The organism is Ensifer adhaerens, assembly GCF_028993555.1.
Classification (GTDB): Bacteria; Pseudomonadota; Alphaproteobacteria; order Rhizobiales; family Rhizobiaceae; genus Ensifer; species Ensifer adhaerens_I.
In genome coordinates, this window is record NZ_CP118611.1 from 2,613,193 (window position 1) to 2,638,208 (window position 25,016).

Annotated in this window: 21 protein-coding genes; 6 read left to right on the forward strand and 15 right to left on the reverse strand. The window is 62.8% G+C overall.

Translation table 11 applies throughout. The features are described 5' to 3' along the window. Positions 1-156: 156 nt before the first annotated feature. From PWG15_RS31980 to PWG15_RS32030, 11 genes are all read right to left on the reverse strand, one after another. Positions 157-1,701 (reverse strand): SpoVR family protein, encoded by a 1,545-nt coding sequence (locus PWG15_RS31980; RefSeq protein WP_275025637.1) that lies wholly within the window; start codon positions 1,699-1,701, stop codon positions 157-159. Between the two features lie 12 nt (positions 1,702-1,713). Beyond that, positions 1,714-3,033 (reverse strand): YeaH/YhbH family protein, encoded by a 1,320-nt coding sequence (locus PWG15_RS31985; protein ID WP_275025638.1) that lies wholly within the window; start codon positions 3,031-3,033, stop codon positions 1,714-1,716. Between the two features lie 25 nt (positions 3,034-3,058). Then, complete coding sequence (locus tag PWG15_RS31990) at positions 3,059-5,008, reverse strand: PrkA family serine protein kinase (protein WP_275025639.1); 1,950 nt, start codon at positions 5,006-5,008, stop codon at positions 3,059-3,061. Between the two features lie 468 nt (positions 5,009-5,476). Beyond that, the gene (locus tag PWG15_RS31995) at positions 5,477-7,168 is read right to left on the reverse strand and encodes a cis-3-hydroxy-L-proline dehydratase (RefSeq protein WP_275025640.1); all 1,692 of its coding nucleotides are present in this window, start codon (positions 7,166-7,168) and stop codon (positions 5,477-5,479) included. Beyond that, positions 7,165-8,166, reverse strand: coding sequence for a 4-hydroxyproline epimerase (locus PWG15_RS32000; protein WP_275025642.1), 1,002 nt, complete (start codon positions 8,164-8,166; stop codon positions 7,165-7,167). Before PWG15_RS32000 ends, PWG15_RS31995 begins: the two co-directional genes overlap by 4 nt. Positions 8,167-8,179: 13 nt before the next feature. Further along, on the reverse strand, positions 8,180-9,430 hold the full coding sequence (locus PWG15_RS32005) for an NAD(P)/FAD-dependent oxidoreductase (RefSeq protein WP_275025644.1): 1,251 nt from the start codon (positions 9,428-9,430) through the stop codon (positions 8,180-8,182). A gap of 7 nt (positions 9,431-9,437) precedes the next feature. Continuing rightward, complete coding sequence (locus PWG15_RS32010) at positions 9,438-10,160, reverse strand: amino acid ABC transporter ATP-binding protein (protein WP_275025645.1); 723 nt, start codon at positions 10,158-10,160, stop codon at positions 9,438-9,440. After that, the gene (locus PWG15_RS32015) at positions 10,153-10,803 is read right to left on the reverse strand and encodes an amino acid ABC transporter permease (protein WP_034798414.1); all 651 of its coding nucleotides are present in this window, start codon (positions 10,801-10,803) and stop codon (positions 10,153-10,155) included. The genes PWG15_RS32010 and PWG15_RS32015 overlap by 8 nt, the downstream gene beginning before the upstream one ends. A gap of 12 nt (positions 10,804-10,815) precedes the next feature. Further along, positions 10,816-11,481: an amino acid ABC transporter permease gene (locus tag PWG15_RS32020; RefSeq protein ID WP_275025649.1), complete on the reverse strand. Its 666-nt coding sequence runs from the start codon at positions 11,479-11,481 to the stop codon at positions 10,816-10,818. A gap of 71 nt (positions 11,482-11,552) precedes the next feature. Continuing rightward, positions 11,553-12,359, reverse strand: a complete 807-nt coding sequence (locus PWG15_RS32025; RefSeq protein WP_275025650.1) for an ABC transporter substrate-binding protein — start codon at positions 12,357-12,359, stop codon at positions 11,553-11,555. A 237-nt stretch (positions 12,360-12,596) separates the two neighbouring features. Beyond that, the gene (locus tag PWG15_RS32030; protein WP_275025651.1) at positions 12,597-14,114 is read right to left on the reverse strand and encodes an aldehyde dehydrogenase (NADP(+)); all 1,518 of its coding nucleotides are present in this window, start codon (positions 14,112-14,114) and stop codon (positions 12,597-12,599) included. 156 nt (positions 14,115-14,270) lie between these two features. Here PWG15_RS32030 and PWG15_RS32035 point away from each other — a divergent pair, with 156 nt between their 5' ends. Continuing rightward, positions 14,271-15,308: an Ldh family oxidoreductase gene (locus tag PWG15_RS32035; RefSeq protein WP_275025653.1), complete on the forward strand. Its 1,038-nt coding sequence runs from the start codon at positions 14,271-14,273 to the stop codon at positions 15,306-15,308. Between the two features lie 206 nt (positions 15,309-15,514). On the opposite strand, the gene PWG15_RS32040 is transcribed toward PWG15_RS32035, so the two are convergent. Further along, entirely contained in the window at positions 15,515-16,279 is a 765-nt protein-coding gene (locus PWG15_RS32040) for an NIPSNAP family protein (protein WP_275027289.1), read from the reverse strand. A 110-nt stretch (positions 16,280-16,389) separates the two neighbouring features. Here PWG15_RS32040 and PWG15_RS32045 point away from each other — a divergent pair, with 110 nt between their 5' ends. Beyond that, positions 16,390-17,028, forward strand: coding sequence for a TetR/AcrR family transcriptional regulator (locus tag PWG15_RS32045; RefSeq protein ID WP_275025654.1), 639 nt, complete (start codon positions 16,390-16,392; stop codon positions 17,026-17,028). A gap of 160 nt (positions 17,029-17,188) precedes the next feature. Here the strand turns inward: PWG15_RS32045 and PWG15_RS32050 are convergent, their stop codons facing one another. Both PWG15_RS32050 and PWG15_RS32055 read right to left on the reverse strand, forming a co-directional pair. Next, a complete protein-coding gene (locus PWG15_RS32050; protein ID WP_275025655.1) occupies positions 17,189-18,151 on the reverse strand; it encodes a dihydrodipicolinate synthase family protein in 963 nt (320 codons plus the stop codon). 113 nt (positions 18,152-18,264) lie between these two features. Further along, entirely contained in the window at positions 18,265-18,975 is a 711-nt protein-coding gene (locus tag PWG15_RS32055) for a GntR family transcriptional regulator (protein WP_275025656.1), read from the reverse strand. A 363-nt stretch (positions 18,976-19,338) separates the two neighbouring features. On the opposite strand from PWG15_RS32055, the gene PWG15_RS32060 reads away from it, so the two are divergent. Further along, complete coding sequence (locus tag PWG15_RS32060; RefSeq protein ID WP_064817045.1) at positions 19,339-19,485, forward strand: DUF1127 domain-containing protein; 147 nt, start codon at positions 19,339-19,341, stop codon at positions 19,483-19,485. A gap of 199 nt (positions 19,486-19,684) precedes the next feature. Then, the gene (locus PWG15_RS32065; RefSeq protein WP_275025657.1) at positions 19,685-20,197 is read left to right on the forward strand and encodes an EVE domain-containing protein; all 513 of its coding nucleotides are present in this window, start codon (positions 19,685-19,687) and stop codon (positions 20,195-20,197) included. A 15-nt stretch (positions 20,198-20,212) separates the two neighbouring features. On the opposite strand, the gene PWG15_RS32070 is transcribed toward PWG15_RS32065, so the two are convergent. Next, positions 20,213-21,148 (reverse strand): AraC family transcriptional regulator, encoded by a 936-nt coding sequence (locus tag PWG15_RS32070; RefSeq protein WP_275025658.1) that lies wholly within the window; start codon positions 21,146-21,148, stop codon positions 20,213-20,215. A gap of 191 nt (positions 21,149-21,339) precedes the next feature. Between PWG15_RS32070 and PWG15_RS32075 the strand changes: the two genes are divergently transcribed. Both PWG15_RS32075 and PWG15_RS32080 read left to right on the forward strand, forming a co-directional pair. Next, entirely contained in the window at positions 21,340-22,806 is a 1,467-nt protein-coding gene (locus PWG15_RS32075; protein ID WP_275025659.1) for an alpha-glucosidase/alpha-galactosidase, read from the forward strand. A 115-nt stretch (positions 22,807-22,921) separates the two neighbouring features. Then, the gene (locus PWG15_RS32080; protein WP_275025660.1) at positions 22,922-25,006 is read left to right on the forward strand and encodes an ABC transporter substrate-binding protein; all 2,085 of its coding nucleotides are present in this window, start codon (positions 22,922-22,924) and stop codon (positions 25,004-25,006) included. Positions 25,007-25,016 lie beyond the last annotated feature (10 nt).

Consider the following 25,016-nt stretch of genomic DNA (forward strand, 5'->3'; position numbering starts at 1 on the left):
TCGCGGGGCGGTCCGGTCTTGCGGACGCAGCGCGCTGCTCCCGAGGGCATGCCTGAGACTCAATAATTCTAATGCCTGCCCTGAATTCTTGTGATGCCCGTTGCCCAGAGCGCCTTGCCGGCATTGACGGGGAGAGGCGGCCCGCTTGCGTCTTGCTCAGGCATGCTTTGCAGTCGAACATTCATACAGTGTGCGTCCGGTTTGTGGGTCGACGCCGGCGAGGCTGACTTCGTAGCCCCAGAGGTGGCGCACATGGCGCAGCGTCGCGTCGCGGCTGCCTTCCTCCAGCAGGATTCCGTTCTTCACATTGTGCTGCAATCGAAGATGCCGGTCGCCGAGAAGATCGACGTCCATCACCTGAATATCAGGCTGATTGGCGGCGACGTCGTAGCTGTTGGCAAGCGCCGAGCGGACGGCCGAATAGCCGCGTTCGTTGTGGATCGAAGCGACCTCGACAAAACGCTCGGACGCGCGGTCAGCGAGATGGAACAGCCGGAATTTGCGCATCACGGCCGGGCTCAGATACTGCAGAATGAAGGATTCGTCGCGGTGGTTGGCCCAGGCGTCGCGTAGCGTCTCCATCCAGTCACCGTTTCCGGCAAAGGACGGAAACCAGTCGCGGTCCTCATCCGTCGGCTCGGTGGCGATCCGCTGGATGTCCTGCATCATTGCAAAGCCAAGCGCATAGGGGTTGATGCCGGGATAGCGCCGATCATCGAAATCCGGCTGGAAGACGACGTTGGAGTGGCTCTGCAGCAATTCCAGCATGTGGCCTTCGCCAATCCGGCCCTGGTCGTAGAGCCGGTTGATGATGGTGTAGTGGACGAAGGTCGCGCACCCCTCGTTCATGACCTTCGTCTGCCGCTGCGGGTAGAAGTATTGCGCGATGACCCGGACGATCCGCAGCAGTTCCCGCTGCCACGGTTCCAGGATCAGGCTGTGTTTCTCGAGAAAATAGAGCAGGTTCTCTTCCGGCAGGTTGAGCACCTTCTTGCGCTCGGAAGCGTCCCGTTCGGCTTCGGCCGGGTCATGGCTCTCGGCCGTCTGTGGCAGCGTCCGCCAGAGATCGCTGTAGGTCTGTTCCTCATACTCCAGCCGTTCCCGCGCCCGTTCCCGAACTTTTTCGGAGGAGAGCCGCGGCGGCCGGCGATAGCGGAAGACGCCCTGGTCCATCAGTGCATGCGCCGAATCGAGGATCGCCTCGACGGCGGCGGTGCCGTGTCGCTCCTCGCATTTGCTCACGTATTTCTTGGCGAAATCCATGTAGCTCAGGATCGCGCCGGCATCGGTCCACTGACGGAAGAGGTAGTTGTTCTTGAAGAAATGATTGTGGCCGAAGGCGGCGTGCGCCGTGACCAGCGCCTGCATCGCCATCGTATTTTCTTCCATGAGATAGGTGATGCAGGGATTGGAATTGATCACCAGTTCATAGGCAAGGCCGCGGTGCCCCTTGCGATAGTGGTGCTCCTCATAGGCGAAGCGCTTGCCGAAGGACCAGTGCTGGTACATCAGCGGCATGCCGACCGAGGAATAGGCGTCGAGCATCTGCTCGGAGGTAATGATCTCCAGCTGGTTCGGGTAGACGCTGAGACCCATTTCCTCGAGCGCCACCGTCTCGATTGCGTCATAGGCACGGGAAAGGGTCGCGAAGTTCCAGTCCGAGCCCTGGAACAGCAGACCTGAAGTCGCACGTCGAGCCATCCGGTCGTTCCCTCATTTCCGGGTGCGTGTAGCCGGCTGCCGGGCAAAGAGCCTGCGGAAGACCGGGTAGATGTCGGCGGGTTTGGCAATCCGGGTCATCTGGAAGTTCGATTTCTCGCCATCCACCGTGCGATAGGAGCGCCAGAGCGCGGTGCCGTTGTCCGTCGATCCGAAGATTTCCGTCTCGCGCTCGTCGATGATCTCGACATAGGCGTAGTACTGGCAGAGTTTCGTCAGCTTCTCTCGGAGGAGCGCGGCGCAATGCTCGCTGTCGCCGATGATGTTGTCGCCGTCGGAGGCCTGCGCAGCATAGATGTTCCAGATCTGCGAGGGGTAGCGGTCCTCGATGATCCTGATCATCTCCTCGAGCGCGGTCGAGACAATCGTGCCGCCGCTCTGGGTGCTGTAGAAGAATGTCTCCTCGTCGACCTCGCGGGCCTCGTCCGTGTGGCGGATGAAGACGATGTCGATCCGTTCGTAACGCCGCTTCAGGAACAGGTGCAGCAGCACGAAGAAGCGCTTGGCGAGGTCCTTCTCGCGTTCGCCCATGGAGGCCGAGACGTCCATTAGGCAGAACATCACCGCATTGGCATTCGGCAGCGGCTGCTGCTCGAAGCGGTTGAAGCGGATGTCGACCGGGTCGACATAGGGTATGCGCCTTCGCTTTTTCTCGATCTTTTCCAGTTCGCTGCGCAGTTCGCTGAGCCTTTGGCGGTCCTTCGGCGAAATCTCCGGGGCCGCCTCGATCCGCGCAATCTCTTCGGTGAGGGCAGTCAGCTCCTTTTCCTTCGGTCGATGCAGCGCCAGGCGCCGGCCGAAGCTGTTGCGCATGGTCCGCCCGACATTGATGTTGGTCGGCGTGCCGGCGGTGGCAAAGCCTGCGCGACGCGGCTTGAACGTCACCGTTTCCTTGAGGCTGAGCTTGACCATGTCGGGCAGCTCCAGATCCTCAAAGAAGAGATCCAGCACCTCTTCGCGCGACAGGATGAACTGGAAGTCGTCTTCGCTTTCCCCTGTCCCGGGGCGGCCCTTGCCGCCTCCACCCCCACCCGCTTCCGGTTTCGGCAGGCGGTCGCCTGCCGAAAACTGCTTGTTGCCGGGAAGCACATAGTTGCGCGCGCCGCTGCCGCGGGCCGGCTGGAACGTCGGCTCGTTGGCACCGTCGGTCGGCATCGGCACGCCGTGGGCGGCATCGACGTCGATGATCCTGTCGGATTTGACCTGTTCCTTGATGACCCGCTTGAGTTCCTCGCGGGCCCGTTTCAGAAAACGCTGTCTGTTACCGAGGCTCTTATCCTTCGGATTGAGCCGCCGGTCGATGAAATTCGGCATATACCAATCCCCTGCTCCGGCATCGTCAGCCCGCCTTGTTGACCCGCATGTACCAATCGACCAGCCGTCGGACCTGACGCTCGGTATAGCCGCGCTCGGTCATGCGCTGGACGAATTCGGCATGCTGCTTCTCGGTGGAGCTGTCCTTCTTCGAGCCGAAGCTGATGACCGGCAGCAGATCTTCGACCTGGCCGAACATGCGCTTCTCGATCACGTCGCGAAGTTTCTCGTAGCTCGTCCAGGAGGGGTTCTTCCCATGGTTCTTGGCGCGGGCGCGCAGGGTGAACTTCACAACTTCGTTGCGGAAGTCCTTGGGGTTGGCGATGCCGGCCGGCTTTTCGATCTGCGACAACTCGCTGTCGAGGATCTCCCGGTTGAGGATCTGCCCCGTGTCAGGATCCTTGAAGTCCTGGTCTTCGAGCCAGGCGTCGGCATAGGCGATGTAGCGGTCAAAGAGATTCTGCCCGTATTCGCTGTAGGATTCGAGGTAAGCCTTCTGGATTTCGTGGCCGATGAACTCGGCGTAACGCGAAGCAAGCTCGGACTTGATGAAGTCGAGATAGCTCGCCTCGGTCTCCTTCGGGAACTGTTCGCGGCGGATCGCCTGTTCCAGGATATACATGAGGTGCACCGGATCGGCCGCAACCTCCTTGGTGTCGTAGTTGAAGGTCTCGGACAGCACCTTGAAGGCAAAGCGGGTGCTGATGCCGGTCATGCCTTCGTCGACGCCGGCGGCGTCGCGATATTCCTGAACGGACTTCGCCTTGGGATCGGTGTCCTTCAGGTTTTCGCCGTCATAGACCCGCATCTTGGTATAGAGCGGCGAGTTCTCGTGGCGGGCAAGGCGGGTTGAAACGGTGAAGCGGCTGAGGCTCTCGAGCACTTCCGGTGCGCAAGGGCTCTTGGTGAGCTCGCTTTCGCGCAGCAGCTTCTCGTAGATCTGCCGTTCCTCGGTGACCCGCAGGCAGTAGGGAACCTTGACGACGAGGATGCGGTCGAGGAAGGCCTCGTTGTTCTTGTTGTTCTTGAACTGCAGCCATTCCGACTCGTTGGAATGCGCAACGACAATGCCCTGATAGGGGAAGCCGCCGAAGCTTTCAGTGCCGTTGTAGTTCCCTTCCTGGGTTGCCGTCAGCAGCGGGTGCAGCACCTTGATCGGTGCCTTGAACATTTCGACGAATTCGAGCAACCCTTGGGTCGTGCGGTTGAGGCCGCCGCTGTAGGAATAGGCGTCAGGGTCGGCCTGGCTGTAGTTTTCGAGCTGGCGGATGTCGACCTTGCCGACCAGCGAGGAAACGTCCTGATTGTTCTCGTCGCCAGGTTCGGTCTTGGCGATGGCCACCTGGCGCAGGCGCGAAGGCATCAGCTTGACGACGCTGAATTTGGAAATGTCTCCGTCCACCTCATCGAGGCGCTTCGTCGCCCAGGGAGAAATCAGGCCGGTCAGGCGGCGCCTGGAGATCCCGTATTTGTCTTCGAGCAGGTCGGCCATCCGGTCGGGATGGAAGAGACCGAGTGGCGATTCAAAGATCGGGCTGATCTTGCCGCCGACGGCCAGCGTGTAGATCGGCTGCTGTTCCATCAGCTTCTTCAGCCTTTCGGCGAGTGACGACTTGCCGCCGCCGACCGGTCCGAGCAGATAGAGGATCTGCTTGCGCTCCTCGAGCCCCTGGGCGGCGTAGCGGAAGTAACCGACGATCCGCTCGATCGTGTCTTCCATGCCGTAGAAGTCGGCGAAGGATGGATAGATCTTGACGGTTCGGTTTGAGAAGATGCGGCCGAGACGTTCGTCCGCGCTGGTATCGATCAGGGTTGGATTACCGATCGCAGTAACCATCCGCTCCTGTGCGGTGGCGTACATACTTTTGTCGTCGCGACATGCGAGAAGGTATTCTTGAAGGCTGATTTCTTCTTGCGCTGCACTGGTATAGATCTCCGAGAAGAGATCAAAAACGTCGCATTCGCTCTTTTGCATCATGCTCTCCCGCGGCCGCTGGCTGAGACGGGGATCGCTGCTTATCGGCTCGCTCATTCGAATAAACGGCGTCCCATGCGCAATGTTCCCTCAGAGTACTCGCTTTCTGGTGATTCTCGAAGGGGTTGTTTCGATGAATGAAAAATCGTGACTGCGGGCTCACGAAATCCTGATCCGCACGGTCGAAATACCGCGCCGGAGGGGCGCTCTCGTCGCCTTCAGGTAGGCGTGGCTGAAAGGAAGATGGTGACCGCGAATGCGAGGAGGGCCTGCGCATGGTCGGACATCTCGATGCCGGTCAAGAAGGACGACGCCCCCGGCGGCATGTCCGAAACGATAGGGGCGGCGAGCGTCTCGGCGTAACCTGCTCTCTACCCGCTCACGGTGTCGTCGGCACGCCCGTCATCTGATGCCACGCTGCCTTCGACGGCGCCGCCGGTTAGCGGCGCACGGGCTCGAAGCGAGCCCTCAGGAGAGCCAGGCCGGAAGCCGCGCCGGCACACGGCCCGTCAGCGCCGCCTCGACGCAATCGGCGAGACTGCCGAAGCGAACGGCGCGGCCGGAAAGGCCGGGGCCATAATGGGCGTATTTGCCGGAATTGGTCATCAGCGCCCGGGTCTTCGTCGGGAAGACAGGCTCGGAGATCGAGCACCAGCAGAGATCGGGCAGCACCTGGATGCCGCTTGCCTCAAGCCGGGCGAGAACCCCTTCTACCCGCGCTGCCGCGATCGCATCCCGTCCGGCGGTGACGATCACGGCCACATCGCCGTCCCGCTTGCGGCCGTCGAAGGCGTCGGCAAGCGCCCGGCATTCCTCAAGCGAGGCATGCGGGCTGCCGATCGCAACCAGCTCGACTTCGGCAGGACCGTCGTTGAGGAGCGACCAGGCAGCGGTCATGTCGGCGCGGGTGATCGTCGTGTGATCGGCGTCGTCGGCCGCAGCGCCGTCCGCTTCCGGCGTCACACCGTCTACATGCAGCATGGGGGCGGCCGAGGTCGTGCCGAAGGCGGCGCAAAGAGCCTTCATGTCGTCACGCGAAGGCTTCGCCGAAGCGAGCCCGCGCAGCAACGGGATGCGGTCGGGTGCTGCCTTGCCGGCGAGATAGCCGATCAGCGGCCAGAAGGCATCGTCGATATTTTCAGGCAGTTCGACGTCGATGACGCGTTTTGCCTTGCGCGGTTCGTCGAGATAGACGCCCGAGAGCGGCGCGCGGCCGGTCAGCGCGATGCAGAGGTCGAGGAAGTCAGGATGTTTCGCCGTGCGTGCGCCGAGCACCGTATTGGCGAAGATCACCGCATTGGATTCGGCCCAGGCGATCGACTCGCCCGCCTTCGGCGCGCTGTCGAGCAGATAGGGTGAGCAGGTGAAGGTCGGCCGACAGCCCATGCGCACATAGGCGTCGGCAAGTCTTGCTGCCGGGTCGCCGAAGCTTTCCGGCACGCCCTGCGCCTGCCAGTTGGCGCGGTCGACCGAGATTGCGTTCATGGTCGTCGGAACGCAAACCTTGGCGCCCATGTCGGCCATTTTCTCGGCGAAGGTCAGATTGGCGGGGCTCGCGTAGATGCATCCGTCGATATGGCCCTGAACCACGTCGACGAGCTTTTCCGCGCCCTGCTGTGCTGCCATCGCCGAAATGATGCGCATCGCCTGCTGCACGGCAATGCCGTCGCGGCCATCGAGCATGGCGCGGTCGTGGTCAGTAAGGTCGAGTGCTGCCGTCGCTGGCGCTTCGACCGAGATCGTCAGGCCGTCGGCTTCGATCGCCGCGTCGCTGATGCGCGCCGATTTTGCCTGAGCGAGCGCCTTGAAGGCTTCGCGGGAAAGCCTGAGGACGGGCAAGGACTTGCCGAACATCTCGGCTGCAATCAACGCGCCAAGCGTCAACACGTCCTCGGCCTCGGAAAAGACCAGAGCGGCCGGGGCGCGGCCGGTCAGCGCCATGTCGAGCAGCACGCCCGAACCGGTGCAGGAGCCGCGGCTCGACGGCATCATCAGGATGCCGCCGGTCAGACAGAGGCCGTGCAGCGGGTGGTGCACATCGATCACCCGGCCGGTTGCCGGATCGACCCCGCCCCAGAAACTCAGCGCCTCCTCGGTGGCGATGACGGGGCCATCGGCGGAGCCGGAAAGAATGCTGCGGGCGGAGACTGCTTGGGTCATTTTACAACAAATCCATGAGCAAAGGGGTCGCGGTCATCGATGAAGATGGTGTTGATGCCGGTCATGCGGGCCCAGCCGGCAATCGAAGGGATGATAGCGTCACGGTCGGCAACCTTGGTCGCCGCCTCGACGCGGGCCTTGAACAGCGAACCGATGATCGACTCGTGCACGAACTCGTCACCAACCCCCAGCTTGCCTTTGGCGGCAAGCTGGGCCATGCGGGCCGAGGTGCCGGTGCCGCAGGGCGACCGGTCGATGGCCTTTTCGCCGTAGAACACGGCGTTGCGCGCATGCGCTTCGGCCTTTGTCGGCTTGCCGGTCCACTGGATGTGGCTGAGGCCCTGAATTTCCGGGTGCTCCGGATGGACGAATTCGTACTTGGCGTTGAGTGCCGCGCGCAGCTTCGGGCTCCAGCCGACGAGTTCGCCGGCCGTGTGGTCGGCCATGTCGCGGAAATTCTTCTGCGGCTCGACGATGGCGTAGAAATTGCCGCCATAGGCAACATCGACGACGATCTCGCCGAGGCCCTCGACCTCAGCCGTCAGTCCTTCGGCGTAAAGGAAACCCGGCACGTTGGTGAGGCGGACTTCCTCGACGAAGCGGCCCTCCTGCCGGTAGGTGATGTCGACCTTGCCGGCCGGCGCGTCGATCGAGAGCTTGCCCGGTTCGCGCGGGGTGATGAGGCCGTTCTCGATCGCCATGGTGATCGTGCCGATGGTGCCGTGGCCGCACATCGGCAGGCAGCCGGACGTTTCGATGAAGAGGACGGCGACATCGCAGTCTGGCCGCGTCGGCGGATAGAGGATCGAGCCCGACATCATGTCATGGCCGCGCGGTTCGAACATCAGGCCGGTGCGGATCCAGTCGAACTCGCGCAGGAAATGCGCGCGCTTTTCCAGCATGTTGGCGCCTTCGAGCCGCGGTCCGCCGCCGGAAACGAGGCGGACCGGATTGCCGCAGGTGTGGCCGTCGATGCAGGAGAAGGTATGGTTGGCCATGATTTATGCTCTGTCAGAAACGTTGCGGCGAGAAGGGTTGCATGTCGATCGCCGGCTGGTGCCCGGTCAGGAGATCGGCGACGAGTCGGGCGTTGCCGGCCGATTGCGTCAGGCCGAGATGGCCGTGGCCGAAGGCATAGACGACGCGATCCGTCGCACGGGCGCGGCCGATCGCCGGCAGGCTGTCGGGCAGTGATGGACGGAAGCCCATCCACTGTACGCCGCCTTCGCTCTTGAAACCGGGCAGGAAGGCCTGGGCCTTCTTCAGCATGGCCTCGGAGCGGCGGAAATTCGGCGGCAGCTTCAGACCGCCGAGTTCGACGGCGCCGCCGACGCGGATCCCCGTCGAAAGCCTCGTCACGACGAAGCCATGACCGCCAAAGGTGACCTGCGTGCGCAGATCGAAGGCGCTCTGCGGCAGCGTGGTGTTGTAGCCGCGCTCGGTTTCAAGCGGGATGCGCTCGCCAAGCGTGCGGGCGACCTGGTGCGAGAAGGCACCGGCCGAAAGCACGACCTGGCTGGCGCGCCGCGACGTGCCTTCCTTGGTCGTCAGCTCTACACCGCCGCCGATCGGCTTCAGTGCCGTGATCTCGGCGCGTTCGATGACACCGCCCTTGGCGCGGAAGTGATCGGCGAGCGCCAAGGTGTAGAGTTTGGGATCGGCGATCGAGTACCAGCCGGGCGTAAACGTGCCGTGGGTGAAGCGCGGCGCCAGCCCAGGCTGGATCTCGGCCATTTCGGCCGCGCCCATATGGCGGAACTCGATGCCGTGCTCGGCGCGGGCGAACCAGCCGGGAAGCGATGCCTTCAGTTCGGCTTCGCTTTCATAGACCTGGAGGTTGCCTTCCTTGCGCAGCATTGGCAGCGTGCCGGTTGCGGAAAGGAAAGGCTCCAGCTCGGCCTTGGACAAGTCCATGATCGCGGTCTGCGCCTTCGTTGAATGGGCGACGCGGCTTGGCGAGCAGGCCCGCCAGAAGCGGAACATCCACGGTGCGATCTGCGCAGCGTAAGCCGGCGGAACGCTCAAGGGACCCAGTGGGTCGAGCAGCCACTTCGGTGCCTTCTTCAGGATACCGGGCGAGGCGAGCGGCAGGATGTCGGTGAAGGCGAAGGCCCCGGCATTGCCCGCCGAGGCTCCCGCTGCCGGACCTTCCCGGTCGAGCACGGTGACAATAAGCCCCCGTGCCTGGGCGGCGATGGCCGCCGATAGGCCGACAACGCCGGCGCCAATGACGATGACGTCAGGCTGAGCTGCATCCTTCATGATCGGCTCAGTGCGTCGCTGCCAGGAACTTCTGCAGTTCCGGATCCTTCGGCGCGCCGAAGAGCGCCTCGGGTGCCGCGATTTCCGCCATCACGCCCTTGTGGAAGAAGGCGACCCGATCGGAGACTTCGCGGGCGAACTTCATCTCGTGGGTGACGCAGATCATCGTCATGCCTTCGGAGGCGAGCATGCGCAACGTGTCGAGCACTTCGCCGACGAGCTGCGGGTCGAGCGCCGAGGTCACTTCGTCGAACAGCATGTATTCCGGCGACATGGCAAGCGCGCGGGCAATCGCCATGCGCTGCTGCTGGCCGCCCGACATGCGGGTCGGGTAGACCGAGAGCTTCTCGCCGAGGCCGACATGGGTGAGCTGCTTGACGGCGATCTCCTCGGCTTTCTCCTTCGAAAGACCAAGCACCTTGCGCGGCGCCAGCATGACGTTTTCGAGCACGGTCAGATGCGGGAAGGCGTTCCACTGCTGGAAGACGATGCCGACCTTGGCGCGCAGCTTGTTGAGGTCGGTCGATTTCGCGTGGACCTCGGTGCCGTCGACCAGGATGCGACCGGCATCGATCGGCTCGAGGCCGTTGATGCAGGTGAGCAGCGTCGACTTGCCGGAGCCGGAGCCGCCGATGACGGTGACGACTTCACCCTTGTTGACGGTGAGGTCGATGCCTTTGAGAACCTCCAGCGAACCGAAGGATTTGCGGACGTTTTGGATCTCAATCATTGGACCACCGTTTTTCAAGGTAACCGCCGAGCCGGGCGATTGGGAAGCTGATGAGGAAGTAGATGGCGCCGCAGATCAGAAGGATCAGCAGCGGTTCCTGCAGGCGGGTAACGAGCACCTGCGAGGCGCGCAGCAGCTCGATCAGGCCGAGCCAGAGGACGAGTGCCGAGTCCTTCATGACACCGAGCGTCAGGCCGATCCAGGAGGGCAGCGAGACGCGGGTCGCAAGCGGCGCCACGATGTAGCGCATGTCCTGCCACCAGGTCATGCCGAGCGAGCGGGCGGCGCGGCGCGTCGTCGGCGGCACCGAGGAAATGCCACCGCGCACGATCTCGGTGCAATAGGCGGCCGTATAGAGCGACAGCACCACGCAGGAGGTCGTGAACGGCGCCCAGCCGAGCTTGGCGATCGCCTGGAAGGCATTGGCAAGCACCAGCTGGATGAGCAGCGGCACCGAGCGGAAGATGTCGAGCACAAAAGTGAGCGGTGCGGCCCAGTAGGGGCCGACCTGGTTGCGCACGACACCGAAGATGATGCCGAGCACCGTGCCGGCGGTAACCGAGACGGCGGTGACCGCAAGCGTCATCAGGGCGCCCTGGAGCAGGAAGCCGAGATCAGCGAGGGTGAGGGCGGTATTGAACATCTCTCACCTCTCCTAGTAGCGGAACATGCGCGCGGCGAGCAGACGTGCCCCGAGCGTCACGGCCTTGGCGATCAGGTAGTAGATCACTGCCGCAATGGCGAAGAATTCGAAGGTGCGGAACGAGCGCGCGTTCAGCTCCTGGGTGATGCCGGCAAGGTCGGTGTTCATGCCGACGGTGACGCCAAGCGACGTCATCAGAATTGCCCAGACCATCTGGTTGGTAACGGGCAGGAACGCGATGCGCAGCATCTGCGGCAGCACGATGTAGCGGAAGGCCTGAACCGATGTCATTCCCAGCGAGCGGCCGGCGCGCGTCTGGGTGTCGGGAATGGCCTTGAGCGCGCCGCGGAAATTCTCCGCGAGATAGCCGGCATTGTTGAAGGCGATCCCGGCGAGCAGCGCCGTATAGGGGCTCAGGTGAATGCCGAAATTGCCGAGGCCGAAATGCGCCATGTAGATCTGGAACAAGGCCGGCGTGTTGCGGGCGATCTCGACCCAGGCGGTGGCAAAACCACCGAGGATGCGGTTGCCCGACAGGCGGCAGGCCGTCAGCGCCAGCGCCAGTGCCAGGCCGATGACCATCGAGAGCAGAGCCACCTGCAAGGTGACCAGCGCTCCATCGAGCATCTGCGGCAGGGCTTTCAGCGCCTGGTTCCAATGGAAGGTATAACTGAACATGTTTCGTCTCACCTCTTCGGAAACGAATAGCGGCGCGAAGCTACACTTCGCGCCGCCAGATGGACGGCATATTAGCGGTAAACGCCCTTTGCCGTAAGGTCGGGCAGTTCGCCGCCAACCCACTTTTCATAGAGCTCAGCATAACGGCCGGTGCGGACCTGCTGGTTGATGAAGAGGTTGAGGAAGTTGACGAAGCCGTATTCTTCGCGGTTGGTGAAGAGCGCGACGTAGTCGGTGTCGAACGGAGCCTTGCCGACGACGGAGATGCCGGCGAACTTGCCGCCCTTGATGTTGGCCTGGGCAACCGTCGAGGTCGAAACCGTTGCGTCGATCTGGCCCTGGCTGAGGGCGAGGAAGACGTCAGCCTGCGTCTGGTACGGACGGAACTCGCCGGCGCCCCATTCCTTGACCTGCTTCTCGAGCGCGATCGCTTCGAAGGTGCCCGCGGTGGCGCCGACAACCTTGCCCTTCATATCTTCGAAGGACTTGACGCCCGACTTGTCGTTGGCGGTCACGGCCATTTCGAAGGCGAAGTAGGGGATCGTCATGCCGACGGTCTTGGCACGCTCGAGCGTGTCGGAGGTCGAGGCAACGCCGACGTCGACGCGGCCCGACATCAGAGCGGGGATACGCTCCGGGAACGGGGTCTCGACGATTTCGGCGGTGACGCCGAGTGCCTTGGCGAGGTCGTTGCAGTAGTCGACATCAAAGCCGATCGGGTTGTTGTTCTCGTCGCGAGAACCCATCGGCGGGAAGTCAAGCACGACTGCGCAACGCAGCGTTCCCGAGCCGATCACGTCATCCAGCTTGTCGGCATGGGCCTGGCTGGTCAGAGCTGCGGCCGCAACGAGGCCGAGCGCAAGCACCGAAGTCTTCATTATCTCTCTCCCTGAGGTGGTGTGCCGTTTGACGGCTGACGCACTATTCCGTTTTAGAGAGCGTAAATCAATAGAAAAATACAATTAGTATACAAAAAGTATAAGATGATAACGCGGGGCGAACGCAAACGTCCCATTTGTTTCGTCAAATGGGCGCCTAACGCAGCGATCTGTCTTGGCCCTTGAGGGCAGATGGCGTGCGGGCGGAAGGCCGCCCGCACATTTCCTCGTCCAGCTTTAGCCCTGGAAGTCCTCGGGCAGCAGCGCTTCCGGCATGTTCTGGTAGGAGACCGGGCGCAGGAAGCGGCGGATCGACATGGTGCCGACGCTGGTCGCGCCGAAATTTGTCGAAGCCGGATAGGGGCCGCCATGAACCATGGAATCGACGACTTCGACGCCGGTCGGGAAGCCGTTGACGAGCACGCGGCCGGCCTTGCGTTCCAGGATCGGACGCAGGCGGCGTGCCGCCTCGAGATCGGCATCGTCCATGTGGATGGTGGTCGTCAGCTGTCCCTGGAAACCGCGGGCAAGCTGTTCCATTTCGCTGGTCGAGCCGACGCGGACGACGAGGCCAAGCGGACCGAAGACTTCCTCGCCGAGCGCGTGGTCGGCGAGGAATTGCTCACCGGTCGTTTCAAAGAGGTTCGGCGAAGCGGAGCGGCCGGAGGATTCGGTCGTCAGCAGCGGCTTGACGGCGTTGCGGCTTTCGAAGTGCGCCTTGCCGTCGTGATAGGCCTTACCGATGCCGTCCGTCAGCATCGTCTGCGGTGCCACCTTGCCGAGCGCCTCGACGGCGGCGGACGTGAAACGATCGGCGTCATCGCCTTCGACGACGACGGCGATGCCCGGATTGGTGCAGAACTGGCCAGCACCCATGGTCAGCGAACCGGCCCAGCCCTGGCCGAGCGTTTCGGCGCGTGCCTTCAGCGCTTCCGGGAGCAGGAACATCGGGTTGACCGAGCCGAGCTCACCGAAGAACGGGATCGGTTCCGGGCGTGCGGCGCAGAGATTGAAGAGCGCACGGCCACCCGCGAGCGAACCGGTGAAGCCGACGGCCTTGATCAGCGGATGCTGCACCAGCGCTTCGCCGACCTGGCGGTTGCCGCCCTGGATCAGCGAGAAGACGCCCGGGTGAACGCCGGTCTTGCGGATTGCGGCTTCGACAGCCTCAGCGACGATTTCACCGGTGCCCGGATGGGCCGAGTGGCCCTTGACGACAACAGGGCAACCGGCAGCCAATGCCGCAGCCGTGTCGCCGCCGGCGGTCGAGAAGGCGAGCGGGAAATTCGATGCACCGAAGACGGCGACAGGGCCGATCGGCCGCTGGATGAGGCGGATTTCCGGGCGCGGCGCCGGCTGGCGCTCGGGCAGGGCCGCGTCAAAGCGACGGTCGAGGTACTCGCCCTTCTCAATGTGGTCGGCGAAAAGCCTGAGCTGGCCGGTGGTGCGGCCGCGTTCGCCCTGCAGGCGGGCCTCCGGGAGGCCGGTTTCCTGGCTGCCGATCTCGGTGATCGCCTCGGCGCGTGCTTCGATTTCGTCGGCGATCGCACGCAGGAACGCGGCGCGTTCAGCGCGGGTCGAATAGCCGTAGCTCAGGAACGCTTCTTCGGCGGCCTCCGCGGCGCGGTTGACGAGATCGACGGTGCCCGTGGCGAACTGGTGGACCGGACCATGGGCGGGTGCGGAAGCGAAGGTGCCCGCGCCGTCGAGCCATTCGCCGGCAACCAGGTGTTTTCCTTTGGGGGTGAAGGCCATCTTGCGATCCTTTCGTTCGATCCCGGATTGCCTTTTATGGCAGAGGAGATCATGGCTGAATTGCACTTGTCGGATCTTTGTATACTATATGTATGCAGAACATCAATCGTCTGACTGGGCTATCTGGATCAGGCGTCTATAGGAAAAGGGAGAGAGATGAGCGAGACCAATACTCTGACGATCGCAGCGCTGTTTACGCGCGTCGAGGCAATCTTCCGCAAGGCGGGCCTGAACGACGTCCAGGCAGGCGCGCTTGCGCGCGTCATCGTCGCCGGCGAACGCGATGCCTGCAAGTCGCACGGCATCTACCGCATCGAAGGCGCGTTGCGCACGGTCAAGGCCGGCAAGGTGAAGCCGGATGCGGTGCCTGAACTCGATGCGGGTGAAGGTTCCGCCATCGTCAAGGTCAACGCCAAAGGCGGTTTCGCGAACCCAGCCTTCGAGCTTGGCCTGCCGGTGCTTGCCGAGCGCGCCCGTACGCTCGGCGTCGCCGCCCTCGTCATCAACGACTGCACCCATTTCTCCGCCCTCTGGCCAGAGGTCGAAGGCTTGACCGGTGAAGGCCTTGCCGGCCTCGTCATGTGCCCGAGCTATGCGACGGTTGCGCCGACCGGCGGCAACAAGCCGCTGCTCGGCACCAACCCGTTCGCCTTCGGCTGGCCGCGCCAGGGCAAGTCGCCCTATGTCTTCGACTTTGCGACCTCGGTTGCCGCCCGCGGCGAGATCGAGCTGCACCGCCGCGCCGGCAAGCCTTTGCCCGAGGGCTGGGCGATCGACGCCGAGGGCAATCCGACCACCGATCCGGAAGCGGCGCTCGCCGGCGCCATGCTGCCCTTCGGCGGCCACAAGGGCTCGGCGATCGGCACCATGGTCGAGCTTCTCGCCGGCATCATGATCGGCGACCTCACGAGCCCGGAAGTTCTCGAATACCTCGGCACAACGACGCTTGCACCTTTCCATGGCGAACTGATCGTCGCCTTCTCGCCGGAAAAGTTCGCAGCCGGCCGTCCGGGCGATCCCTTTGCCCGTGCCGAAGTACTGTTCGAGGCGATCGTCGGCCAGGGCGCCCGCCTGCCGTCGCAGCGCCGCTTCGTCGCGCGCGCCAAATCGGAAGCCGAAGGTGTCGTACTCAATCAGGCCGAGACGGAACAGCTCGACCGGCTGCTCGCCCTTGGATTGGATGCCGTCGCGTAAGCCCAAGGGCAAGACAGCCGGCCTTCTGGCGCTGGGCAAAACATACGCCTCTCCCCGGGGGCGGCTCTTATCAAAGTGCGGAACCGGATTGCTCCGGTTCCGCATTTTGAGAGCTTGCGAGGCAAAGGGCATCCGGTATCGACACCGCGAGCCTCCCGCGGCCCCGTCGAGGGAGCGTTCGACGGGGCATCCTCCGACGAACTGCATCACGGCAGCAACGATCGTGCTGTTGGCGTTAGGCGCAAGACCTCGTTCTGCCGCCACGTCCGCCGCTCCATCTCCGAAACGACTTCTGTCATCCAGGTCTCGGAGCGCGCGAGCGCGGCCAGGTGGGCCTCGTACGCGGCCAAACTGGGGAATGCGGAGAACCAGATGAAGACCGTCTCCCCCTCGCGAACCGGCAGTCTCGGAAACGTGTTCGGGCTCCGCTCCGTGACCAAGGCGGCCAACGCGATGGCCGAGGCTTGCACCAGGTGTGGCTTCACACTGGTCTCAAAGAACGTGGCAAATGCCTCCTCCGTGCGTGGTGCGAGATAACAGCAAGTCGCAACCACAAGGCCGCGCTCTCCGCCTGCCGCGCCGGGCTGGGCGCGCGCGGCGTTTAATGGCGCAAAGCCGACGTCGGGCGATGCCGGCCGCAGAAGCAGAACATTGTCCGAATTGATCATCGTGCCGTTCGCCCGGTCGCGGTGAGCGGCCCAAACAGGCCCGCTATAAAACGCGTTCAGCGCTGCGGCACGGGACGGCATGTCGCTGAAGCCTCTTAGCCATACGAAGCTGTCGGGATCATCAAGGTCGCGGAACTGCCCTATCACCGACATTCCCTCCACCTCCTGGGTTTCAATGAACTCGCGGTCGAACAAGTCGATCAGCGTTTCCCGGGCGTGCGGTCGAAGCCGATACCGCCGCAGTTCAATGATCGCGTCGGCTCTGTCGCGCGCAGCCCGCGCTATTGATTGCTCCTCATGCATGACAGTCACGTGCATTCCTCCACAAAACAGGACAAGTGTCCTGTTTTAAATACAGGACACTTGTCCTGTTTTGTCAATCTGCTATAGATCGGAAAGAATGGAGGGAACTCATGGGGGAACGACCGACCTCGCCGCACCGGCGCACGAACGATCCGGAGGGGCTAAGGCAGCGGCTTGTGGATGCGGCCTATGCTGCCTTCACGACGCGTGGCTACCATTCCAGTGCGCTGCATGACTTGAAGCGCGATGCGGGCGTCACGGGTGGAGCGCTTGCCCATCACTTCCCGACCAAGAAGGCCCTTGGCCTTGCCGTCATTCAGGATCGTGTGGCGGAAGCCGTTGAATCGACCTGGATCATGCCGGTCAGAACTGCGGCGACGGCGGCCGATGGCATCCAGACCGTATTTGCAACGATCATTTCCGAACTGGAGCGCAACGGGGCTGTGTCGGGTTGCCCGTTGAACAACCTCGCGCTTGAACTGTCGCGCGAGGACGAGGCCTTCCAAGCCGCGATCGAAGCGGTTTTCTTGCGCTGGAGGACCGCCATCGCCGAGAAGCTGCGGGCAGACCTTCGTGCAGATCGGATCGACGATTTCGACGCTGAGGCGATGGCAACCCTGGTGGTGGCAGCCTATTCCGGTGCGATGGCGATGGCGAAAGCATCCCAGTCCGTGGCTCCCCTGAAGATCTGTGGTGAGCAGTTGACGTCGATCATTCAAAATCAGGCGTCGCAGGAATCCGAGGTTTAAGAGCGAGGCAGATGCTGCCTCTCGCCTCGTTCAGATTCCGCGCAAAAACAAACCCCCTATATCCTTGCGATATAGGGGGTCAGCAACGTCACCTGAGATTTCACACTTTGGCGAGCCTCCTGCGGGGAGGTCTTCGCTCTAGAGTGCGGTCAACCGGCGATCAGGCCTTGTACTTCTGGACGGCGCCCGGGAGCTTGCTCCACTCGGTGTACCAGCTGTTGAACAGCTTGAACTGGGTTTCGACATAGCCGCGCTGGCTGTCCGAAAGCACGTCGCTCTCGTTGAAGTGCAGCGTGTATTCCTTGTCGCCCTTCAGCACCATCATGTGCTTGAAGTAGAGGACGAGATCCGGACCTTCGTCGAAGGACGAGAGCACGGCGAGCGCCTGCTCCAGTTCGAGTGCGCGTTGGCGTGCATCGACATCGCCTTCGGCGGCCGCACGCGACAGGTTGCACATGTGGATGACTTCCTTCGGCAGCACGCAGCCGATGCCGGTGATGGCACCCGTTGCGCCGCAGTTGACGAAGCCATGGAACACGGCCGTGTCGACGCCGATCATCAGCGAGACGCCATCGTCACGGCTGGTGATGTTTTCGGCCGCGTAGCGCATGTCGGCAGCGCCACCGAATTCCTTGAAGCCGACGAGGTTCGGATGTTCGGCGCGCAGCGCGAAGAACAGGTCCGCGCGGGTGGCAAAGCCGTAGTAGGGGCTGTTGTAGATGACAGCCGGCAGGCTCGGAGCGGCCGAAAGAATGGCCTTGAAGTGGTTCTTCTGGGCGGCGACGACCGAACCGCGCGACAGGACGCGCGGGATGACCATCAGGCCCTGCGCGCCGACCTTCTCGGCGTGTGCGGCATGGGCAACGGCCGAAGCGGTGTTGACGGCGCCGGTGCCGACGATAACCGGAATGCCGGCCTTGACCAGGCGCTCAACGCCTTCCATGCGCTGCGCGTCGGTCAAGAGCGGCCAGTCACCCATCGAGCCGCAATAGACGACGGCGGACATGCCTTGAGCAATCAGTTCCTTGCCCTTGCGCACCAGCGCGTCGAAATCGGGGGTGCGGTCTTCCTTGCAGGGGGTCATCAGCGCCGGGATGACGCCGGTGAAAATCTGAGCCTTCATCTGAAACTCCTCTCGGCTTTGTCTTCGGGGCAATGGCGCACGTGCGCCCTTGCCGTTGATCTAGACAATAGCCTTTTGTATTTTATTTGTCGACAAGAAAAATACAAAGACTGCTACAAAGCGATATCGAGCTTGTTGTTGCGGGCAAAAAGCTTCTGCACCTGCTCGACGATCTGTTCCGCATGCGCCTTGCCCAGCCGATCCGCGGCCTCGATATCGCGCGCCGCGATCGCCGCGATGATCTCCGCGTGTTCGTCGACGAAGCGCTGCGGGAACTGCTCCTCGTAGGATTGGTAGTAGAGCCGCAGAATGCGTCGGCCTTCGTCCAGCAGCCTGCGGAACAGGCTGGTGAAATAGGGGTTGCGGCCGGCCTCGGCGATTGCCGCGTGGAAGGCGGCATTGGTGGCAATCATCGCCAGTGCGTCGCGCGACTGGACGGCTGCGGCATAATCCTCGTGGAAGCCGCGAATGATCGGCAGGTCTTCCGGCCGGTGGTTCTGCGCCGCAAGCCGTGTCGTGACGCGGTACATCAACACCAGCGCGTCGAAGAACGGGTTCAGATTGAGGAAGTCGATGTTCGCCACCATCGTCGAGCGGTTCGGCAAGGTGTCGATCAGCCCTTCGCCCGCGAGCCGCACCAGCGCCTCGCGGATCGGCGTGCGCGACATCTTCAGCCGCTCTGCTAGCTGCACCTCGTCGATCGGGCTGCCTGGCGGCAGGACCAGATCGAGGATTTCGTCGCGCAGGAGGTCATAGACCATCTTCACGCCGGAACCGCGCTTGCGTTCGGGGATGGGGCTGTTGTCGGTATCGATATCGGTCATGTCAGATTCCTTTGTCGACAAAAGAAATACTTGTCTCTGTCGTCAGGATCAACAGGGTTTGGCGGGGCGATTGGTGGGCAAGCGCGAATATCCGAATGCGTGCATCATCGTTGCGCCACACTCTGCGGAGAGTCGCGTGGGACCGCAACGCCCCGGGGCCGCGGGATCGGTGGTTACCCCCAGGCGGCCTGGAGACGGGCCTGCAGCAACAAGCGGGCCGACCCATGCATTTGCCACATGGGAGCGCTGAGTTTTGAGCGCTGCAACTTACCAAGAGCCTGAGCTATAAGGTGTTCATCGAAGCGAAACGAGGCGCCACGGACTGGCTGCCAGGCTTCGAAAGCCCATTGAAAGGGGGATCAAATGAACATCGCACGCTCCATCAACAACTGGCGCAAGTATCGTCAGACGGTCACCGAGCTGGGCCGCATGTCGAACCGGGAACTTCGTGACCTCGGCATCGAACGCGCCGACATCGACCGCGTCGCACGCACGGCCTTCGCCCGCTAAGGCGATCTACACAGACTGAGTAACTTGCCCAAGCGCCTGCATCTCCTGCGGGCGCTTTTGCCTTGTGCGGCCTTGTGAACGAAGCGTGAGCCCCGCTCCTGTGCAGCCGCGTTGCCTCATTTCCTCAAAATCAATGCTGACAGAATCTGGCAGGGGTCGCGCGTAAAGTAGTCCCATGATCAGAGATCGAGGGATGACCATGTCGGCGAATTTGTTTCAGACAGGCGGTGCGGCTAAGCCGGGCGAGCGCAATTTCTGGATCGGCGCGGTCTCCGGCGACGATATGCATGACGCATACGAAAGTGGCCTCTCGCGCTACGGTTTCGGCAATGTCCAGTCGATGACGCGCGTCAAGGCAGGCGACGGTTTCGTCGGCTATTCGCCGAACGCCGCTTTCTGCGGCAGAGGCGCGCTTCCTTGCTTCACCGCCATCGGGACGATCAAGGAGCGCCTTCCCTATTTCTTTGCCATGGGCGGTGTTGCTCCCCACCGCGGCGACGTCGATTGGGCCGACAGCATCGAGGCGCCGGTCCGGCCGTGGCTCGACAGCCTGGAATTTGCCGAAGGCAACCGCAACTGGGATCAGAAGCTTCGTTTCGGCTATCTCGCCATCAGCGAACGCGATTTTCGCGTGATCGCGCGGGCGATGCACGCCGATGTCCGGACGGTGTTCCCGAAAACGCCAGCATTTCGGCAGCAATTGGCCGGGTGACGAAGGACCTCCGGCCTACGTCGCGCCCATTGCCTCCTCAGGTGTGTCGGACGGTTGCTCCACGGAGCCGGCCGGCACACTCGCATACATGCCGGTCGTTCTGAATTCGGTGGGGCTGAGCCCGAAGGACCGGCGGAAGACCTTGGCGAAATAGTTGGGATCTTCGAAGCCGGAGAGGATCGCCACCTCCTTGACCGGCAGGCTCGCTGTTTTCGTCAGCAGTTTCACCGCACGTTGCAAGCGCTTTTGCAGCACGTATTCGGCCGGCGCCATGCCTTCGCTGGCGGCAAAGACGCGGGAGAAATGGGCGCGGCTTAAGCCCGAGACGCGCGCCAGTTCCTCCACCGGAAGCGGGTTCTGCAGATTGTTCATGATGTGGTCGACCACCCGGTGCATCGTCCGGTTCTCCTGGCTGAACACCGGGTGCGAGCCGAAGACGTCGTCATAGAGCGCCATCGCCGCCTCATAGGCGATCGCAGACGCGCGCCCCGGCGTCTCGCCGCCGCGGATCAGGCGCAAGCTGCAGTCGGCCAGATGCTCGATCGTCTCCGGCTGCAGCTTCAGGACCGGTCCGGTGACGGCGAGGATTGCACGGTGGATGCGCAGCGCTTCGTCGCCGTTCATCGAGATCCAGAAGAACTCCCAGCGCCCGCCGTCTTCCAGCCAGTAGCGGTGATTGTGCGGCACGAGCAACAGCAGCGTCTCGCCCTCCCGCACCCGATAGCTCCGGTTTTCGTAACGCAGGTTCCCGGCGCCCGCGATCGTGTGCTGCAGCACAGTAAACGGCGTGTTGCCACGCTTTCGCCCATCCCAGTCATAGGTCGCGTTGGAACGGATTTCATAGCCGGTGCTGGTCGGCATGGTGTGCAGGCTCTGGCGTCCCCTGGGCAAGGAAACCGTGCGCATCACTGGGCCGTTGTCGATCAAATCTTGCAGCATAAAATTACCCATGAAAGCACAATACCGCTCTGGCGGGGTCGGTGATTATACACATAATGACCGCCAACAGCGCAACAGGCGGTGCTTTCGGCCCGTAAGAAATGAGGGGGCTGCGTCGAGGTTGCGGGCATAGACGGCGAAAAACCGTGAATTGATTTTACCCTTTGTCAGAGACGCGTGCAGTTCATGAGGAGTGAAAGGGCATGGCCACATTCAAGATCGCCATCATCGGCGCCGGCAGCATAGGCTTCACCAAGAAGCTCTTCACCGACATCCTCGCCGTGCCGGAGTTGCGCGATATCGAGGTGGCGCTGACCGACCTCAGCGCCCGCAATCTCGAGATGATCAAGGCGATCCTCGACCGGATCGTCGAGGTCAACCGCCTGCCGACGAAGGTAACGGCGACGACCGATCGGTTGAAGGCGCTCGAAGGCGCGCGCTACATCATCAGCTGCGTTCGCGTCGGCGGTCTCGAAGCCTATGCCGACGACATCCGCATTCCCTTGAAGTACGGCGTCGACCAATGCGTCGGTGATACGATCTGCGCCGGCGGGATCCTCTACGGCCAGCGCAACATTCCCGTCATCCTCGACTTCTGCAGGGACATTCGTGCTGTCGCCGAGCCGGGCGCGAAGTTCCTGAACTATGCCAACCCGATGGCGATGAACACCTGGGCGGCGATCGAATACGGCAAGGTCGATACGGTCGGCCTCTGCCATGGTGTCCAGCACGGTGGCGAACAGATCGCCGAGATCCTCGGCGCCGGCGAAGGCGAGCTCGACTACATCTGCTCCGGCATCAACCACCAGACCTGGTTCGTCGATGTCAGGCTCAAGGGCCGAAAGGTAGGCAAGGACGAACTTGTCGCCGCTTTCGAGGCGCACCCGGTGTTTTCGCAGCAGGAGAAGCTCCGGATCGACGTCCTGAAGCGCTTCGGCGTCTATTCGACCGAAAGCAACGGCCATCTCTCCGAATACCTGCCCTGGTACCGCAAGCGCCCGGAGGAAATTTCCCGCTGGATCGACATGTCGGACTGGATTCACGGCGAGACCGGCGGCTATCTCCGCCATTCGACCGAGACCCGCAACTGGTTCGAGACCGAGTTTCCGCAGTTCCTGGAAGCCGCCGGAAAGCCGCTCGATCACAGCCGTCGCTCGAACGAGCATGCGAGCCATATCCTTGAGGCGCTGGAAACGGGGCGTGTCTATCGCGGCCATTTCAACGTCAAGAATTCTGGCGTCATCACCAATTTGCCGACCGACGCGATCATCGAATCGCCCGGCTTCGTCGACCGCTTCGGCATCAACATGGTCTCGGGCATCACGCTTCCTGAGGCTTGTGCCGCGACCTGCCTGTCGTCGATCAACGTCCAGCGCATGTCGGTGCATGCGGCTGTCACCGGCGACCTCGACCTTTTGAAACTGGCGATGCTGCACGACCCGCTCGTCGGCGCGATCTGCACGCCGGAGGAGGTCTGGCAGATGGTCGACGAAATGGTGGTCGCTCAGGCTGAGTGGCTGCCGCAATACGCCCATGCCATCGACGGCGCCAAGGAACGGCTGAGGAGCGCCACCGTCACCACACGTGACTGGAACGGTGCCGCACGCCGGCAGGTGCGCTCGCCCGACGAGCTGCGTGCCGAGCGACAGGCCGCCCGCGCCGCCGGGTAGTCGATCGCAGCGCCTGCCCGCGTGAGGAGACGCGCGCTCGCGCTGCCGTGACTGCAGACTTTTCAAGGAGGAGACCGTCTTCGGGCGGCAAACAGATGAGGGAGAATCTGAGCCAATGACCAGCCACAGACTGACGAAAATGGCGAGCCTGCTGCTCGTCGGCATCTCGACCTTCGCGCTTCAGGCAGCGGCGTCTGATCCGACTGTCGTGCCGGAGCAGCCGCCGTTCCCGGCCCAGGGTAAAATCACCTATGTGCCGCGCGACTCGATCGCCGAGTTCAAGGCGTTGCCGGAATACAAGGAGCCGGCCTGGGTCACCGAGAAATACGTCAAGGCCGGCAAGCTGCCGCCGGTCGCCGAGCGTCTGCCGAAGGAGCCGATGGTCTTCAAGACCGGCAACATGCCCGACGGCGTCGGCGTCTATGGCGACACGCTGCGCCACGTCATCGGTGGCCGTCCCGAGGGCTGGAACTACTCGGCCGGCCAGAGCCAGGGCTGGGGCGGCATCGATATCGGCATGTCGGAATGCCTGACCCGCACCGCACCGCTTTTCCAGGTGGAGGCGAACGACGTCGAGCCGCTGCCGAACCTCGCCAGGAGCTGGGACTGGTCGGCTGACGGACACAAGCTGACCATGCATCTGGTCGAAGGCGCCAAGTGGTCCGACGGCGACCTCTTCGATGCCGACGACGTGATGTTTTACTGGGACGACAACGTTCTCGACCCGAATGTCAGCCCGCTCAACGGCGCGACGCCCGAGACCTTCGGCGTTGGAACGACGCTGAAAAAGATCGACCAGTACACGGTCGAATGGACCTTCAAGGAGGCCTTCCCGCGCCAGCATCTCTATGCCATGGCCTATGGCACCTTCTGCCCCGGCCCGTCGCATATCCTCAAAGCCAAGCACCCGAAATATGCCGGCACGACCTACGACCAGTACAAGAACGCCTTTCCGCCGGAATACATGAACATCCCGGTCATGGGCGCCTGGGTTCCGGTCGCCTACCGCCCTGACGATATCATCGTGCTGCGCCGCAATCCCTATTACTGGAAGGTCGACGAGGCCGGCAACCAGCTGCCCTACATCAACGAGCTTCACTACAAGCTCTCGACCTGGGCCGACCGCGACGTTCAGGCGATCGCCGGTTCCGCCGATCTCTCCAACCTCGAGCAGCCGGAAAACTTCGTCGAATCGCTGAAGCGCGCGGCGCAGGACACCGCACCCGCCCGTCTTGCCTTCGGCCCACGCCTCATCGGCTACAATCTGCACATGAACTTCTCGGCCAATGGTTGGGGCGAGCCGGATGAGCGGGCCCAGGCCGTGCGCGAACTCAATCGCAACGAGGATTTCCGCAAGGCGGTCACCATGGCGGTCGACCGCAAGAAGCTCGGCGAAGCCCTGGTGAAGGGCCCGTTCACGGCGATCTATCCGGGCGGTCTTTCGTCAGGCACCAGCTTCTATGACCGGCAATCGACCGTCTATTACCCCTTCGACCTCGACGGCGCCAAGGCGCTGCTCGACAAGGCGGGGTTGAAGGACACGGACGGCAACGGCTTCGTCAACTTCCCGGAGGGCAAGGCCGGTGGCAAGGACGTCGAAATCGTGCTGCTGATCGACAACAGCTATGCGACCGACCGCAACCTCGCCGAAGGCATTATCGGCCAGATGGAAAAGCTCGGCCTTCGTGTCGTCCTGAATTCGCTCGACGGCAAGCAGCGTGACGCGGCCAACTATGCCGGTCGTTTCGACTGGATGGTTCATCGCAATGGGCCGGAATACGCATCCGTCGTGCAGAACACGCCGCAGCTTGGCGCAACGGGTCCGCGCACCAGCTGGCACCACCGCGCGCCGGAGGGCGGTGAGGTCGATCTGATGCCGTTCGAAAAGGAGCTTGTCGACACCATCAACAAGTTCATCGCCAGCAACGACAATGCCGAGCGCGTGGCGCTGATGAAAGAGTACCAGAAGATCGCGACGACGAACCTCGATACGATCGGCCTTACCGAATATCCGGGCGCGCTGATCATCAACAAGCGTTTCGCCAACGTTCCGACGGGCGCGCCGATCTTCATGTTCAACTGGGCGGAGGACACGATCATGCGCGAGCGCCTGTTCGTTCCATCCGACAAGCAGGGTGACTTCGAGCTCTTTGCCGAGCAGCTCCCGGGCAAGCCCGGTGAGAAGGGCCTGAGCAACTAAAGCAACCGCT

What these genes read in the sequence shown, in the direction of transcription:
- PWG15_RS32080 (WP_275025660.1), top strand. Translation starts at nt 22,922, where the DNA reads ATGACCAGCCACAGACTGACGAAAATGGCGAGCCTGCTGCTCGTCGGC.
- PWG15_RS32000 (WP_275025642.1), bottom strand. Translation starts at nt 8,166, where the DNA reads ATGGCCAACCATACCTTCTCCTGCATCGACGGCCACACCTGCGGCAAT.
- PWG15_RS32010 (WP_275025645.1), bottom strand. Translation starts at nt 10,160, where the DNA reads ATGATTGAGATCCAAAACGTCCGCAAATCCTTCGGTTCGCTGGAGGTT.
- PWG15_RS32040 (WP_275027289.1), bottom strand. Translation starts at nt 16,279, where the DNA reads ATGCATGAGGAGCAATCAATAGCGCGGGCTGCGCGCGACAGAGCCGAC.
- PWG15_RS31980 (WP_275025637.1), bottom strand. Translation starts at nt 1,701, where the DNA reads ATGGCTCGACGTGCGACTTCAGGTCTGCTGTTCCAGGGCTCGGACTGG.
- PWG15_RS32065 (WP_275025657.1), top strand. Translation starts at nt 19,685, where the DNA reads ATGTCGGCGAATTTGTTTCAGACAGGCGGTGCGGCTAAGCCGGGCGAG.
- PWG15_RS32025 (WP_275025650.1), bottom strand. Translation starts at nt 12,359, where the DNA reads ATGAAGACTTCGGTGCTTGCGCTCGGCCTCGTTGCGGCCGCAGCTCTG.
- PWG15_RS32060 (WP_064817045.1), top strand. Translation starts at nt 19,339, where the DNA reads ATGAACATCGCACGCTCCATCAACAACTGGCGCAAGTATCGTCAGACG.
- PWG15_RS32055 (WP_275025656.1), bottom strand. Translation starts at nt 18,975, where the DNA reads ATGACCGATATCGATACCGACAACAGCCCCATCCCCGAACGCAAGCGC.
- PWG15_RS31995 (WP_275025640.1), bottom strand. Translation starts at nt 7,168, where the DNA reads ATGACCCAAGCAGTCTCCGCCCGCAGCATTCTTTCCGGCTCCGCCGAT.
- PWG15_RS32075 (WP_275025659.1), top strand. Translation starts at nt 21,340, where the DNA reads ATGGCCACATTCAAGATCGCCATCATCGGCGCCGGCAGCATAGGCTTC.
- PWG15_RS32020 (WP_275025649.1), bottom strand. Translation starts at nt 11,481, where the DNA reads ATGTTCAGTTATACCTTCCATTGGAACCAGGCGCTGAAAGCCCTGCCG.
- PWG15_RS32035 (WP_275025653.1), top strand. Translation starts at nt 14,271, where the DNA reads ATGAGCGAGACCAATACTCTGACGATCGCAGCGCTGTTTACGCGCGTC.
- PWG15_RS32030 (WP_275025651.1), bottom strand. Translation starts at nt 14,114, where the DNA reads ATGGCCTTCACCCCCAAAGGAAAACACCTGGTTGCCGGCGAATGGCTC.
- PWG15_RS32005 (WP_275025644.1), bottom strand. Translation starts at nt 9,430, where the DNA reads ATGAAGGATGCAGCTCAGCCTGACGTCATCGTCATTGGCGCCGGCGTT.
- PWG15_RS32015 (WP_034798414.1), bottom strand. Translation starts at nt 10,803, where the DNA reads ATGTTCAATACCGCCCTCACCCTCGCTGATCTCGGCTTCCTGCTCCAG.
- PWG15_RS32050 (WP_275025655.1), bottom strand. Translation starts at nt 18,151, where the DNA reads ATGAAGGCTCAGATTTTCACCGGCGTCATCCCGGCGCTGATGACCCCC.
- PWG15_RS31985 (WP_275025638.1), bottom strand. Translation starts at nt 3,033, where the DNA reads ATGCCGAATTTCATCGACCGGCGGCTCAATCCGAAGGATAAGAGCCTC.
- PWG15_RS31990 (WP_275025639.1), bottom strand. Translation starts at nt 5,008, where the DNA reads ATGCAAAAGAGCGAATGCGACGTTTTTGATCTCTTCTCGGAGATCTAT.
- PWG15_RS32045 (WP_275025654.1), top strand. Translation starts at nt 16,390, where the DNA reads ATGGGGGAACGACCGACCTCGCCGCACCGGCGCACGAACGATCCGGAG.
- PWG15_RS32070 (WP_275025658.1), bottom strand. Translation starts at nt 21,148, where the DNA reads ATGGGTAATTTTATGCTGCAAGATTTGATCGACAACGGCCCAGTGATG.